The 13,435-nt window shown below is 72.3% G+C and carries 12 protein-coding genes and 2 pseudogenes; 10 read left to right on the forward strand and 4 right to left on the reverse strand.

From position 1 onward, the window contains the following. Window positions 1–76: 76 nt before the first annotated feature. On the reverse strand, window positions 77–2,038 hold the full coding sequence (locus O7612_RS02825; protein ID WP_282273773.1) for an AAA family ATPase: 1,962 nt from the start codon (window positions 2,036–2,038) through the stop codon (window positions 77–79). 460 nt (window positions 2,039–2,498) lie between these two features. Here O7612_RS02825 and O7612_RS02830 point away from each other — a divergent pair, with 460 nt between their 5' ends. Next, complete coding sequence (locus O7612_RS02830) at window positions 2,499–3,350, forward strand: menaquinone biosynthesis protein (protein WP_282270193.1); 852 nt, start codon at window positions 2,499–2,501, stop codon at window positions 3,348–3,350. A 131-nt stretch (window positions 3,351–3,481) separates the two neighbouring features. Here the strand turns inward: O7612_RS02830 and O7612_RS02835 are convergent, their stop codons facing one another. Together O7612_RS02835 and O7612_RS02840 are read right to left on the reverse strand one after the other, a co-directional pair. After that, window positions 3,482–4,435, reverse strand: coding sequence for a hypothetical protein (locus O7612_RS02835; protein ID WP_282270195.1), 954 nt, complete (start codon window positions 4,433–4,435; stop codon window positions 3,482–3,484). Beyond that, complete coding sequence (locus O7612_RS02840; RefSeq protein WP_282270196.1) at window positions 4,435–5,418, reverse strand: hypothetical protein; 984 nt, start codon at window positions 5,416–5,418, stop codon at window positions 4,435–4,437. The genes O7612_RS02835 and O7612_RS02840 overlap by 1 nt, the downstream gene beginning before the upstream one ends. Before the next feature lie 385 nt (window positions 5,419–5,803). Between O7612_RS02840 and paaA the strand changes: the two genes are divergently transcribed. From paaA to O7612_RS02865, 6 genes and pseudogenes are all read left to right on the forward strand, one after another. Beyond that, window positions 5,804–6,874, forward strand: coding sequence for a 1,2-phenylacetyl-CoA epoxidase subunit PaaA (gene paaA, locus O7612_RS02845; RefSeq protein WP_282270197.1), 1,071 nt, complete (start codon window positions 5,804–5,806; stop codon window positions 6,872–6,874). After that, entirely contained in the window at window positions 6,871–7,182 is a 312-nt protein-coding gene (paaB, locus tag O7612_RS02850) for a 1,2-phenylacetyl-CoA epoxidase subunit PaaB (protein WP_282270198.1), read from the forward strand. The genes paaA and paaB overlap by 4 nt, the downstream gene beginning before the upstream one ends. 55 nt (window positions 7,183–7,237) lie before the next feature. Then, window positions 7,238–7,963 (forward strand): 1,2-phenylacetyl-CoA epoxidase subunit PaaC, encoded by a 726-nt coding sequence (paaC, locus tag O7612_RS02855; RefSeq protein ID WP_282270200.1) that lies wholly within the window; start codon window positions 7,238–7,240, stop codon window positions 7,961–7,963. Window positions 7,964–7,976: 13 nt separating this feature from the next. Next, complete coding sequence (gene paaD / locus O7612_RS02860; protein ID WP_282270202.1) at window positions 7,977–8,453, forward strand: 1,2-phenylacetyl-CoA epoxidase subunit PaaD; 477 nt, start codon at window positions 7,977–7,979, stop codon at window positions 8,451–8,453. Continuing rightward, window positions 8,450–8,617: pseudogene (locus O7612_RS29460) on the forward strand (phenylacetic acid degradation protein); the annotation flags it as partial. The gene paaD and the pseudogene O7612_RS29460, both read left to right, overlap by 4 nt. 168 nt (window positions 8,618–8,785) lie before the next feature. Further along, window positions 8,786–9,703, forward strand: a pseudogene (locus O7612_RS02865) (2Fe-2S iron-sulfur cluster-binding protein); the annotation flags it as partial. A gap of 192 nt (window positions 9,704–9,895) precedes the next feature. Here O7612_RS02865 and O7612_RS02870 read toward each other — a convergent pair. Beyond that, window positions 9,896–10,273, reverse strand: coding sequence for a hypothetical protein (locus O7612_RS02870; protein ID WP_282270207.1), 378 nt, complete (start codon window positions 10,271–10,273; stop codon window positions 9,896–9,898). A 108-nt stretch (window positions 10,274–10,381) separates the two neighbouring features. On the opposite strand from O7612_RS02870, the gene O7612_RS02875 reads away from it, so the two are divergent. The 3 genes from O7612_RS02875 (at window position 10,382) to O7612_RS02885 (ending at window position 13,378) form a co-directional block, all read left to right on the forward strand. Beyond that, window positions 10,382–11,233, forward strand: a complete 852-nt coding sequence (locus O7612_RS02875) for a helix-turn-helix transcriptional regulator (protein WP_282270210.1) — start codon at window positions 10,382–10,384, stop codon at window positions 11,231–11,233. 6 nt (window positions 11,234–11,239) lie between these two features. Next, on the forward strand, window positions 11,240–11,440 hold the full coding sequence (locus O7612_RS02880) for a DUF397 domain-containing protein (protein WP_282270212.1): 201 nt from the start codon (window positions 11,240–11,242) through the stop codon (window positions 11,438–11,440). 177 nt (window positions 11,441–11,617) lie between these two features. Then, complete coding sequence (locus tag O7612_RS02885; protein ID WP_282270214.1) at window positions 11,618–13,378, forward strand: ATP-binding protein; 1,761 nt, start codon at window positions 11,618–11,620, stop codon at window positions 13,376–13,378. Window positions 13,379–13,435 lie beyond the last annotated feature (57 nt).

The following is a 13,435-nucleotide window of genomic DNA, read 5'->3' on the forward strand; positions in this document are numbered from 1 at the left end:
ACGGCAGCGCCGCCGACCGGCCCGGCCGTCGGTCAGGTCGGCGGTGGTCCGCCCGCAGTGGTGACGTCGGCGGCGGTCAGGCCGTCGGCGGTCCGGCCAGCGGACCGGGCAGCGGCGCGGTGTGCAACACCGACAGGCCGGACACGGCCCGGGTCAGCGCCACGTAGAGACGGTGCAGGCCGCGCGCTTCGGCGGCCACGATCGCGGCCGGCTCCACGACCACCACGTGGTCGTACTCCAGGCCCTTGACCAGGGTCGCGGGGACCACGGTGACCCGCGCCGGGGCCGCCGCGTCGTCGGCGGTCGCGGTCGGTACCCCGGCGGCGGCGAGGGCCGCGCGCAGCCCGTCCACCGCGTCGTCGGCGGCGATCACCCCGACCGAGCCGTCCCGCCCGAGCGCCGCGCGCACCTCGGCCACCGTCGCCGCCGCCAGATCGGCCACGGTACGCACGTCGAGCGCCCCGTCACCGCGCAACGACACCGCCGGGGGTACGTCCACAGCCAGCGCGGGCAGCAACCTGTTGGCGAACGCGACCACCACGGCGGGCACCCGGAAGCCGACGCTCAGCGGCACCACCGCCGCGTCCGGCTTGCCCAGGTGGGCCAACGACTCGCGCCAGTCGGTGGCGGCCCACGGGGCGGTGCCCTGGGCCAGGTCGCCGAGCAGGGTGATCGAACCGTGCTCACTGCGTCGGGCGATGGCCCGGCACTGCATCGGGGAGAGGTCCTGCGCCTCGTCGACCACCACGTGCCCGAACCCGGTGGCCCGTTCGATCAGCCCGGCCGCCTCGTCGATCAGCACCGCGTCGGCGGCGGTCCACCGGGTCGCCTTCGGCGTCCGGCCCAGCTTCGTCCCGCACAGCAGAGCCTGTTCGTCCGGGGCGAGCAGGCCGTCGGCGACGGTGGCCAGCAGATCCGGGTCACCGAGCACCGCGTGCACCAGCCCCTCCGGGGTGAGCGCCGGCCAGGCGGCGTCGAGGAAGGCGGTCACCGGCCGGGACCTCCCCATCCGACGCAGCCAGGCGTCGCCCGGCGACTCGGCGCGGCGGGCCTCGGCCTGACGTTGCAGCAACCCGACCACCCGGGCCCGGACCCGTTCCCGGCCGGTCCCGTACGGCAGCCCCTCCCGACGGGTCTCCTCGATCACCCGGTGCAGCGGGTCCAGGCCGATCCGCCAGCGGAACGACCCGTCCGACACCATGACCGGCTCGGTGGGGGCGGTGATCCGGGCGTCCGCCGCGCGCCGGAGCACCTCGGCCATCCGGGGGTCGTGCTTGAGGGCGGCCACCGCCGGGTCGTCGACCGCCCGGACGGGCACCCGGGCCACCAGCTCCTCCACGGTGGCCTGGGCCACCTCGACCTCGCCGAGGGCGGGCAGCACCGCCGCGATGTAGGACAGGAACGCCCGGTTCGGACCGACGACCAGCACCCCGGCCCGGCGCAGCCGCTCCCGGTGCAGATAGAGCAGGTACGCGGCGCGGTGCAGGCCGACCGCCGTCTTTCCGGTGCCCGGTGCGCCCTGCACGCAGATCGAGTCGGCCAGGTCGGCCCGGACCAGCTCGTCCTGCTCGGGTTGGATGGTGGCGACGATGTCCCGCATCGGCCCGACCCGGGGACGCTCGATCTCGGCGGTGAGGATCCGGCTGCCGGTGCCCAGTTCCTCGCCCCGGTCCAGGTGCTCGTCCTCGAAACCGGTCAGCGCCCCGGCGTCGAACCCGAACCGCCGTCGTACGGCGACCCCCTGCGGGTCGCGGGCGCTGGCCCGGTAGAACGAGCGGGACACCGGGGCCCGCCAGTCCAGCACCAGCGGCTCGCCCCGCTCGTCGGTGACGTGCCGCCGGCCGACGTGGTAAGCCCGCCCGGCGTGCTCCGGGTCGGCGGGGCCGAAGTCCAGCCGGCCGAAGAAGAGCGCGGTGGCCGGGTCGTCGGCCAGTTCGGCGACCCGCCGGGCCAGGTGCCGGCCGAGCTGTTCGGCCGTGTACGCGTCCCCGGCGACCTTGTCACCGGTGGCGAAGAGCGACTGGGCGCGGTCGCGCATCCGTCGCAGGGCGAGCCGGGAGGTCTCCAGGTGGGCCTGCTCGGCGGCGAGTTCGGTGTCGAGGTGTGCGGGTGCTGAGTGTGCGCTGCCGCGTTCGTCGGTTGCGGGCACGGTGGTCCTCTTCGGCGTCTCGATCGGCTCGCCCGCGTATCCAGGAAGGGTCCTTGGCGCGTGGGGACGTCCGCTGCGGTGGCTACCTCACCACGGCCGTCGAGCGGTCAACCAGCCTACGCGCCGTCCGACCCCCCGCTCCACCCGATTTCCCCGGGCCGGGCGGTGGGTCGGGCGGTGGTGGCGCGGATCCGCCGGGCGGCTGTCGTCCGGGCCGGTCGGTGAGCCCGGGCGGTGTGCGGATCCGCCGGTCGGGGGCGGGCTCGCCGAGACGGGGTGAGGTGCGGGGTTGGCCACTCCCCGGGGTTCCCGGTGAGCCACCCGGGACCGGCGGGGATACCGTCGGGTCATGGCTGAGCGCGTGGCACGCCCCCGGGTCGGGCACATCCAGTTCCTCAACTGCCTGCCGATCTACTGGGGGCTGATGCGCTCCGGCGCGCTGCTCGACGTCGACCTGCACAAGGACTCGCCGGACCGGCTCAGCGCCGCGCTGGTCGCCGGTGACCTGGACATCGGCCCGATCTCCCAGGTGGAATACCTGCGGCACGCCGACGAGCTGCTGCTCCTGCCGGACCTGGCGGTGGGCAGCGACGGGCCGGTGCTCTCGGTCAACGTGGTCTCCACCCGGCCGCTGGCCGAGCTGGCCGGCGGCCGGGTCGCGCTCGGTTCGACCTCGCGTACCGGGGTGCTGCTGGCCCAGCTCCTGCTCGCCGACCGGTACGGCGTCCACCCGGAGTACTTCCGCTGCCCGCCGGACCTGACCCAGATGCTGCTGGAGGCCGACGCCGGGGTGCTGATCGGGGACGTGGCGCTGCGCGCCCTCTACGAGGCGCCCCGTCGGGGGCTGGCGGTGACCGATCTCGGGCAGGCGTGGCGGGAGTGGACCGGCCTGCCGATGGTCTTCGCCGTCTGGGCGGTCCGCCGCGACTTCGCCACCGCCCACCCGGGCCTGGTCAAGGAGGTACACCAGGCCTTCCTGCGCTCCCGTGACCTGTGCCTGGCCGAGCTGGACCAGGTGGCCGAGGCGGCGGCCCGGTGGGAGCCCTTCGACGCGGCGACGCTGGCCACGTACTTCCGGGCGCTCGACTTCTCGCTGGGCGAGCGGCAGGTCGCCGGGCTGCGCGAGTTCGCCCGCCGGGTGGCGGCGACCGGCGAGGCCCCCGCCCTGCCCGACGGCGGCCCGGAGTTCTTCGCCGGCTGACCCGCCGGCTCCGGTGCGGCCCTGACCGGCCGGCTCCGGCGCTGCCCTGGACCCGTCGGCCCAACCGGTGCGGCTCCGGCCCCGCCGGTTCCCGCCCCCGACCGGCCGGGTCGATCAGGTGTTCGGCCCGGTCAGGTGCTGGGGCCGAGCAGGGCTTCGGTGATCTTCTGGCAGTTCTTCATGCCGTAGTCGTAGCCCAGCTCGATCGGGTAGCGGACCATCACGCCCATCGTCCAGGTGCTGCCGATGGCCAGGCAGTTGATGTGCATCTCCTGCTCGCGGGTCCGGTCGATCCAGCCGTTCTTGATGGCGATCTTCTTCCGCTCGGCGGCCGGGAACGCCTTGCGGATGCCGAAGTCCCCGGAACCCCGCACCAGCTTCATCTCGTTGAGCAGCCAGTTGGTCCACTTGGGGCCGGCGGCGCGGCCGTCGGCGATGCAGTTGCCGAGCCGGGCGGCGTCGCGGGGGGAGAGGTTGGTCCGGCTCCAGCCGCCGTCGGGGGCGACACTGCTGTCGGTGAGCTTGCAGATCGAGATCAGCCGCTTGATCGAGGAGGCCCGGCCGACGCCGTTGTAGAACTGCTCGGCCCGGGTGTTGTCGCTGTCCCGGATGATCCGGGTGGCGTCGGCGAGCTTGGCGTCGCTCGGGGTCTGCCCCGCCTCGGCCGCCCGGCGCAGGTAGTCGGCGACGATCCACGACTTGATCAGCGAGGCGGTGGTGCTGGTCTCGGCCATGTTGTCCGAGCCGATGATCGCGCCGGTCCGGCGGTCCAGCACGCTCCAGGCGTACCAGCCCTTGATGTCGAGGTCGAGGTCCCGGTCCGTGAAGGGCAGCGGGGTCAGCGACGGGGTGGGCGACGGTGCCGGGATGGGCCGGCTGCGGCGGTCGGCCGGCGAGTCGGTGGAGCGGGTCGCGGTGGACGCGTCACCCCACTTCGAGGCGGCGGTGGACTCCATCGGTGACCCGGGCAGGAGGCGTAGCGAGACCAGCACCAGACCGGTCAGGACCGCCGCCACGGCGACGATCTTCAAGGGTTGGTGTTCCCCCCGGCCGGTGGAGCGGCCAGGCCGTCGGCTGCCGGCCATCAGAGCTTCTCGACCGGCTGCGGCACCTTGAGCGCGGCACCGGGCTGGGGGGTGACCAGTTGGGTGGCGACGCTGGCGCAGACCTTCGCACCGTACGACAGCGGCTGTTTGATCGAGTAGCGCATCATCACGGCGAGGCTCCACTTGTCGGTCACGGCGAGGCAGCTGACGTGCCAGTTGACGTCGTAGCTGAGGGGGGTCCAGCCGTTCTTCATGGCGACCGGCCCCTGCGACTTGATCTCGGCGGGCAGCCCGTCGATGATGCCCCACCGGCCGCCGCCGGCGCGGGCCTGCTGCTTGGTCACGCTGCCCCGCACCTGGGCCATCTCGTTGAGCACCCACTTGGTCCAGATGGGGCCGGCGGCCTTGCCGTTGGCGACGCAGTCACCGAGCCGGGCGGCGTCGCGGGGGGACATCCGGGTGAAACTCCACCAGCCCTCGTAGCCGCGGACGTTGCCGGGCTTGGTGTCGGTGAGGCCGCAGATGTCGATCGCCCGCTTGAGCACCGGGCCGGGCTTTCCCCCGTCCGGTGCCCGGTACGACCCACCGGCCGCCGCATAGAGCCGGTTGGCCGCGTCGTCGTCGCTGTCCCGGATGGCCAGCCGCGCGTACTTCAGCTTGTCGGCCGGCGGCTTCCGCTTGTCGAGCTGGCGCAGGTAGTCGGAGACGATCCAGACCTTGAACATCGACTCGGTGGAACTGGTCGAGGTCATGTTCTTGGAGCCGGAGAGCTGGCCGGTCTCCCGGTCCATCAGCGACCAGCCGAAGAACTGGCCGTTGAAGTTGACCGTGACCGGAGCGGCGGCCAGGGTGGGGGCCGGCGGCGCGGTGGGCGCGGGGGCGGGCACCTTCTCCGCCGTGCCAGCGCCGCTGCCGCCGCTCGCGTCGTCGCCGGCGAGCTTGGCGTACGCGGTCGGCACCAGCAGTCCGGTGCCGAGCAGCACCGCCATGACGGCGAGCACCAGGATCACGCGAGATCGCATGAGTGGCGAGCTCCAGATGTCCGGGCCGGGGGGCCGGCTGTTTCCGACGGTGTCGGCTGGCACGGGTGTCGGCTCGATCGCCGAGGCCGGGGGATGGTGGCCTCTGTCTCCGGTGGCGATCGTCGTCAGCCGATCGGGGTGACCGGGGAAGTCTACGTCCGGACAGCCGAGTCGCCAGGTTTCGACGCCCGGCGACCCGCCGAAAAGTCTGGATAAAGGCAGTATGGAAGCCGATTACGGGCGCTCATCGCGGATCAGTGATTCGAGTCACAGTCAACAACCGACCGGAGATGTAACGGACAGTAGTTGTTTGGTAACACAAAGCGGTCGGCAAATCCTGTTACACCCTCTGGTGTTGCAAGAGGCGAGCTGTAACACTTATCGCATGTATGGCAACGACTTCGCCCCGCAGGAGGAAGCGCCCGGCGGTGGCCTGCTCGGTCAGGTCGAGGCCGCCGAGACGGCGCTGCGCGAGGCGGCGGCCCGCTCTCGGGGCGGCGCGCTGCCCGGCGACGACCCGGCGGCGTACTTCGCCGAGGTCATCGACGCCGACCACAAGATCGAACCGCGGGACTGGATGCCCGACGCCTACCGCCGGACGCTGGTCCGGCAGATCGCCCAGCACGCCCACTCGGAGATCATCGGCATGCAGCCGGAGGGGAACTGGATCAGCCGGGCACCCTCGCTCAAGCGCAAGGCCATCCTGCTGGCCAAGGTGCAGGACGAAGCCGGCCACGGCCTCTATCTCTACGCCGCCGCCGAGACCCTGGGCGTCAGCCGGGACGAGCTGGTGGAGCTGCTGCTCGACGGTCGGCAGAAGTACAGCTCGATCTTCAACTACCCCACCCTCACCTGGGCCGACGTGGGCGCGATCGGCTGGCTGGTGGACGGCGCGGCCATCGTCAACCAGGTCCCGCTCTGCCGCTGCTCCTACGGGCCGTACGCGCGGGCGATGATCCGCGTCTGCAAGGAGGAGTCGTTCCACCAGCGGCAGGGCTACGAGATCCTGCACACCCTGGCGCACGGCACCCCGGCCCAGCGGGCGATGGCCCAGGACGCCCTCGACCGTTGGTGGTACCCGTCACTGGCGATGTTCGGCCCGCCGGACGGTGACTCCACCCACTCCGCGCAGTCGATGGCCTGGAAGATCAAGCGGTTCTCCAACGACGAGCTGCGGCAGCGCTTCGTCGACATGTGCGTGCGGCAGGCCGAGATCCTCGGCCTCACCATCCCCGATCCCGACCTGCGCTGGAACGAGACACGGCAGGCGTACGACTTCACCCAGCCCGACTACGACGAGCTGATGCGGGTGATCAAGGGGGAGGGGCCGTGCAACCGGCAACGGATGGAACACCGCCGCCGGGCGCACGCCGACGGCGCGTGGGTCCGCGAGGCCGCCACGGCGTACGCCGCGAAGCAGCGGGCCGGCGCACAGCGGGAGCCGGTGGCGGCGTGAGCGAGCAGCGGGAAACGCCCCCGGCGACGGTGACCTCGCCGCTGTGGGAGGTCTTCGTGCGCCCCCGACGCGGGTTGTCGCACACCCACGTCGGCAGCCTGCACGCCCCGGACGCCGAACTGGCCCTGCGCAACGCCCGGGACCTCTACACCCGTCGGCAGGAGGGCGTCTCGATCTGGGTGGTCCCGGCCGGTGCGATCACCGCGTCCAGCCCCGACGAGAAGGACGCCTTCTTCGACCCGGCCGCCGACAAGGTCTACCGCCATCCCACCTTCTACGAGGTGCCGGACGGGGTGGCCCACCTGTGAGCGCGAGGAGTGAGCCGGGTTTGCGAGCCCGCAGTCGCGAACGGAGACCGGCCCTGTGAACGGCCCCTTCGACTTCACCCTCGCCCTCGGCGACGACGCGCTGGTGGCCGCCCAGCGGCTCGGCGAGTGGGCCACCCGCGCACCCGAGATGGAGGAGGACATCGCGCTGGCCAACATCGCCCTCGACCAGCTCGGCGCGGCCCGCCTGCTGCTGTCGTACGCGGGTGAGCTGGAGGGCGCCGGCCGGGACGAGGACGCGTTGGCGTTCCTGCGCGACGACCGGGAGTTCCGCAACTGTCTCCTGGTCGAGCTGCCCAACGGCGACTTCGCGGTGACCATGGTGAAGCTGCTGCTGCTCTCGGCGTACCAGGTGCCGCTCTACACCGCGTTGGCCGGCTGCGCCGACGAGCGGCTCGCCGCGATCGGGGCCAAGGCCCGCAAGGAGTCCGCCTACCACCTGGACCACGCCGCGCTGTGGGTGAAGCGGCTCGGCGACGGCACCGACGAGTCGCACCGTCGCGCCCAGGCGGCGGTGGACCAGCTCTGGCCGTACCACCACGAGCTGTTCACGGCGGACCCGGCGGCCCCGGTCGACCCGGCCGCCCTGCGCGCCGACTTCGACGCCGTGGTCTCCCCGGTGCTGGCCGAGGCCACCCTGACCCGGCCGGCGGACGGCTGGAAGCCGGGTGGCGGCCGGGCCGGCGTGCACACCGAGCACCTGTCCTTCCTGCTGGCCGAGATGCAGGTGCTGCACCGGGCGCACCCCGGGGCGCAGTGGTGAGCCGGGCGGGCCGGTGACCGACCCCAGGGCGGCCGTGGCGGCGGTGGTGGACCCGGAGATCCGGGTGATCACCATCGACGAGCTGGGCATCCTGCGGGCGGTCGACGAGGATCCGGCCACCGGCCGGGTGGTCGTCACGATCACCCCCACCTACACCGGCTGTCCGGCGATGGACGTGATCCGGGCCGACATCCGGCGGGCGCTGGCGGCTGCCGGGCACCCCGACGCCGAGGTCCGCACGGTCTTCAGCCCCGCCTGGAGCACCGACTGGATCTCCGACACCGGGCGGGCCAAGCTCGCTGCCGCAGGCATCGCCCCGCCGGCCCCGATCCGCTCGGCGGGTGCGGTGCCGCTGACCCTGGCGGTGCGTTGCCCCCGGTGCGGCTCGCCGGAGACCGAGCAGGTCAGCCGGTTCGGTTCCACCGCATGCAAGGCGCTCTGGCGCTGTCGTTCCTGCTCCGAACCCTTCGACCACCTGAAGGCGCTGTGACTGTCACCATCACCCGCCCGGTCCGTCGCCGGCCGTCGTTCCACCCGCTGGCGGTCGCCGCCGTCGAGCGGCTCACCGACGACGCCGTGGCGATCACCTTCGCGGTGCCGGAGGAGCTGCGGGCGACGTTCGCGTTCACCGCCGGCCAGCACCTGACCGTCCGGCTGCCCGCCGGCGCTGTCCCGTCCGCCGCCGTCCCGTCCGCTGGCACCGTCCCGGCTGGCACCGTCCCGGCTGGCACCGTCCCGGCTGGCACCGTCCCGGCCGGCGCTGTCCCGTCCGCCGGCAGCGCGTCGGCCGGTGCGGTCGAGGGGGCGGGCGCGGCCGGTGCGGACGTGCGGCGGTCGTACTCGATCTGCTCGACGCCGGACGACCTGGCCCGGCACGGCCGGTTGCGGATCGGGGTGCGGGAGATCCCCGGCGGCGCGTTCTCCGGTTACGCCTGCGGCGCGCTGCGGCACGGCGACACCGTCGACGTGCTGCCCCCGCTGGGGCACTTCACCACCGCGTTCGCCCCGCAGCGGGTGCGGCACTACGGCGCGGTGGCCGCCGGTTCCGGCATCACGCCGGTGCTCGCGCTGGTCGCGACCGCCCTGGCCGTCGAGCCGGCCAGCACCTTCACCCTGGTGTACGGCAACCGTACGGCGCGCACGGTGATGTTCGCCGAGGAGCTGGCCGACCTGAAGGACCGCTACCCGACCCGGCTGCACCTGGTGCACGTGCTGTCCCGGGAGCCGGGCGAGTCGCCGTTGCTGTCCGGCCGGATCGACGCCGACCGGCTGGGCCGGCTGCTGGACACCATCGTGCCGGGCGACGCTATCTCCGAGTGGTTCCTGTGCGGCCCGTACCAGCTGGTGCTGGACGCGAAGGCGGTGCTGACCGGCCGGGGGCTGCCCGAGTCGGCGGTGCACACCGAGCTGTTCCACGTCGAGGCCCCACCGGAGCCGGTCCGCCGGGCCGACGCGGCGGCCGGTGGCGCGGAGGTGACGATCATGCTGGACGGCCGGTCGTCGCGGTTCACCATGGGCCGCGACGAGCGGGTGCTGGACGCGGCGCTGAAGGTGCGCGGTGAGCTGCCGTACGCCTGCAAGGGCGGGGTCTGCTCGACCTGCCGGGCGAAGGTGGTCTCCGGCGCGGTGACGATGGCCCGCAACTATGCGCTCGAGCCGGACGAGGTGGCCGCCGGATACGTGCTGACCTGCCAGTCCAGCCCGACCACCGACACCCTGACGGTCGACTACGACGGGTAGCCCGGCCGGCATCTGCCGGGCTCCGGCCCCGGCTCCGGGTTCCGGTCGGTGATCGGCGGTTCGGGGTCCGCCCCTGACCGATGCGCCCCTGCCGGCGGTCTGACGTCTGTTGTCGGCCCTGTCGAGCTGATGACGATAGCGACTCGCCCGGGATCGATCGGTTTGTGCTGGAACCGCCATCCCGGCGACCGGTCAGTCGGTGCGGAGGTGGGCGGTCCAGTAGGTGAGGTCGGAGTGGTGCTCGACGAGATCGACCCGTTCGCCGCAGGCCTCCTCGATCAGCTTGACCGCCTCGTCCAGGTGCGACGGATTGCCGTCCCACTCCTCGTCACGGAACAGGTGCAGCCCGACCTCGCCCCGGTCGTCGCCGAGGGCCTGCGCGCCCTCGGGCGACACCAGCACCACCGTGTAGCGGGCGGCCTCCCGCTCGGCCTCGCTCGGCGGCTCCGGCTCGTCGCGCCTGCGTCGCCGGAACCGCTCGACCACCGACGGGATCGGACCGGGTGAGTCAGCCGGATCGTACGGCCGCAGCCAGGGAGGTGAGGGGCGGACGGTGTTCGAGGTGGTCATGTCGATACTCCTTCATCGTCGGGCGCAAGGCTTGGCTTCTCTAGCAATTTGCGACTATGGTTGCGTTGCTGAGGGTGAGCTGTCAATAGCGATCGGTGGGGAGTCCTGGTGGCGAAGCAGAGCGCGCCGACCGTGGTGGGCCGTGGGTTGGGTGGCGAGCTGCGGCAGGTGCGGCGGGCGAAACGCCTGACCGGCTCGGGGGTGGCAGCCCAACTCGGCTGGCAGCCGTCGAAGCTCTCCCGGATCGAGACCGGCCAGCAGGGCATCCGGCTGGAGGAGATCGCCGCGCTGCTGGCCATCTACGGTGTCGTGGGCGAGGAGCGTAAGCGGTTGCTCGACATGGCCAGGCGTGGCCGGGAGCCGGGCTGGTGGGAGACGCACTCCGCCGGCCTGACCCCGTGGTCGCGTACCTTCATCCGGTTCGAGGCCGAGGCGACCCGGATAGCGGGCTGGCAGCCGTTGCTGGTGCCGGGCCTGCTCCAGTTGCCGGAATACACCAGCGCCCTGATGAAGGCGTGCGGGGTGGCCCCGGCGGACGCCCAGGCGCGGGTCGCGGCCCGGCTGGGCCGGCAGGCGATCCTGGCCCGGGACGAGCCGCCGGAGCTGAGTCTGGTCATCGACGAGATGGTGCTCCGTCGGCCACTCGGCGGTCGTCGGCTGATGGCCCGGCAGCTCCACCATCTGATCGAGATGATGGATCGGCCCAACGTGACGCTCCGGGTGCTGCCGCTGGCGTGTGCCGGACACTCCGGGTTGGACGGAGCGTTCGTCCTGTTCGACTTCGAACGGCTCCCGCCGGTGGTGCACCTGGAGCACAAGATCTCCAGCATCTTCCTGGAGAAGCCCGATCAGGTGGACCTCTTCCGTCGGGAGGCGGATACGCTGGCGAGGTCGGCGTTGAGCCCGGCCGAATCGATGGAGTTGATTTCCCGGGTCGCGGTGGAGCACGAGCGGGAGTGAGCCCTGATGGTGATCGCAGAGTTGTCGGAGGCCACCTGGCGCAAGTCGACCCGCAGCGGCTCCGACACCGACTGTGTCGAGGTGGCCGCGGTGGCGCGGGTGGTGGGGGTGCGGGATTCCAAGGACCGGTCCGGTCCGGTGCTGGCCTTCGACCGGTCTGCCTGGTCCGCTTTCGTCGCCGACCTGCCGGCGCGCTCCGGGGTCTGAAGCCCTGCCTCCGGCCCTCTGGTCGCTGGGCGTTCAGCGGCGCGACACGGCCGGGCGGACCACGGTCTCGGCATGGCGGTGATGGGTGCTCCTCCGTCCCGCGCCGTTGCCGGGTTTTCCTGAAGTTTTGCGCTAGCCTTCCTGGGAAGGGCTTGATGAAACTGATGGGAAACCCTGATGGCCGGCCACGAACCAGCACAGGTACTCGCCCGCATCCTCGCCGGGGAAACCGCCGACTCGCTGGAGTCCAGGACGCTGGACTTCAAGCGGCAGGGCCGGTCGCGCGAGGATGCGCTCCGGATGCTGGCCTCGGCGGCGGCCTGTTTCGCCAACGACATCGGCGGGACGCTGGTGGTCGGGGTGCACGACAGGGTTGCCGGCGCGGACGCGTTCGAAGGCAGCGACCTCGACCCGGTCCGGGTCGTCCAGCGGATCTACGAGCTGACCGAGCCGTCGCTCATCGTCTCCAGCCACGAGATCGAGTACGCGGGGCGTCGGCTTCTCGTGGTCTCCGTTCCCCGCAGCCCTGACATCCACCAGGTCGATCAGCGCACGACCCATCGGGTCGGCACCTCCTGCGTGCCGATGACCGCCGCGCAGATCGCCTCCGCACTGGCCGACCGGCGCAGCGTCGACTGGTCCGCCGGTGACGCGGAACTCGACAGGTCGGACGTGTCGCCGGTGGCGCTCGACATCGCGCGGAGTCTGCTCCGGCAGAGCCCGGACCCGGCCCGACGGCGCTATGCGGCCGAAACGGACGGTGACCTGCTGCGGATTCTGGGCCTGCTCGGTCCCGAGGGGCGTCTCAACCGCGCCGGCGCCCTGCTGCTGGTGGATCCTGGTCCCCAGGAGGATGCCCGGGACCTCGCGGTCTACCAGTTCCGCAAGACTCCAGCGGGTGAGCCGACCGTCGTTCAGCGGATCACCGGGCCGCTGCTGCGCACGCTGGTACGGGTACTCGAGATCATCGACGCCCGGGTGGACAAGACGCCGGTCAACCTTCCCGGCGGTCAGCAGGTGCAGTTGGCCGACCTGCCGGAGGCGGCGGTCCGGGAAGCAGTGGTCAATGCGCTCGTCCACCGCGACTACCGCCTCGACGGGCCAGTGCGTATCGAGCACGCTCCCACTCGGCTGCTCGTGGCGTCACCTGGCCCGCTGGTTTTCGGAGTGACGGTGGAGAACATCCTGACCACCACCTCCCGGCCCCGGAACCCAGCGTTGGCCAAGGCTGTCCGGATCCTGGGGCTCGCCGAGGAGGCGGGGGTCGGTGTGGATCGGATGTATCGGGAGATGGTCAGGGTGGGCCACCAGCCGCCACGGTATGTCGAGGAACCCGACCAGGTGACCGTCACCCTGCTCGGTGGCGCACCCAATCGACACCTCACCCGCTACGTCGCCGCGTTGCCCGAGGTCGAGCAGGACGACGCCGACACGCTGCTGGTTCTCTACCACCTGTTGACCCATCGCGTCGTGTCCGCCGTCGACGCGGCGTCACTGTTGCAGAAGGATGTGGTCGAGACCCAGGAGGTCCTGCTGCGGCTGAGCACCGAGCCGGTGGCGATGCTGGAACCCACCCGGGAGACTGCCCGACGCCGAACCCCGAACTATCGGCTGCGTAGCTCGGTTCTGAGCGCACTCGGCCCGGCGGTCCGCTACCGCCGAGGGCAGGGTGACGACGCCGAGCGCAAGGTCGTCGAGCTGGTACGGGCTGCCGGCCAGCTCAACGCCCGGATGGTGCGGGTCGCCCTCGACCTCGACGCCCAGGCGACGTCACGGCTGCTCGGTGACCTGGTCGATCGGGGGCTGCTGGTCCGCGTCTCCGAGTCGCGCCGGGGGCCCTCGGTCACGTACGGTCCCGGTCCGGAGCTACCGGCCGCCGGACGACGCCGACCGGGGCGAAGCCGGTCGGGTGGAGTGGACGAGAATCCCCTGTTCTGAAACGGGACGACCGACCCGGTGCCGGGGGGGGACTGACGAAGAGCCGGGAGACCGACG

The sequence above is a fragment of the Micromonospora sp. WMMD987 genome, assembly GCF_029581435.1.
GTDB lineage: Bacteria > Actinomycetota > Actinomycetes > Mycobacteriales > Micromonosporaceae > Micromonospora > Micromonospora rifamycinica.

Coding starts and splice junctions, on each gene's coding strand:
- O7612_RS02885 (WP_282270214.1), top strand. CDS start 11,618: ATGGCCGGCCACGAACCAGCACAGGTACTCGCCCGCATCCTCGCCGGG.
- O7612_RS02825 (WP_282273773.1), bottom strand. CDS start 2,038: ATGCGCGACCGCGCCCAGTCGCTCTTCGCCACCGGTGACAAGGTCGCC.
- O7612_RS02840 (WP_282270196.1), bottom strand. CDS start 5,418: ATGCGATCTCGCGTGATCCTGGTGCTCGCCGTCATGGCGGTGCTGCTC.
- O7612_RS02870 (WP_282270207.1), bottom strand. CDS start 10,273: ATGACCACCTCGAACACCGTCCGCCCCTCACCTCCCTGGCTGCGGCCG.
- O7612_RS02880 (WP_282270212.1), top strand. CDS start 11,240: ATGGTGATCGCAGAGTTGTCGGAGGCCACCTGGCGCAAGTCGACCCGC.
- paaA (WP_282270197.1), top strand. CDS start 5,804: ATGTATGGCAACGACTTCGCCCCGCAGGAGGAAGCGCCCGGCGGTGGC.
- O7612_RS02835 (WP_282270195.1), bottom strand. CDS start 4,435: ATGGCCGGCAGCCGACGGCCTGGCCGCTCCACCGGCCGGGGGGAACAC.
- O7612_RS02830 (WP_282270193.1), top strand. CDS start 2,499: ATGGCTGAGCGCGTGGCACGCCCCCGGGTCGGGCACATCCAGTTCCTC.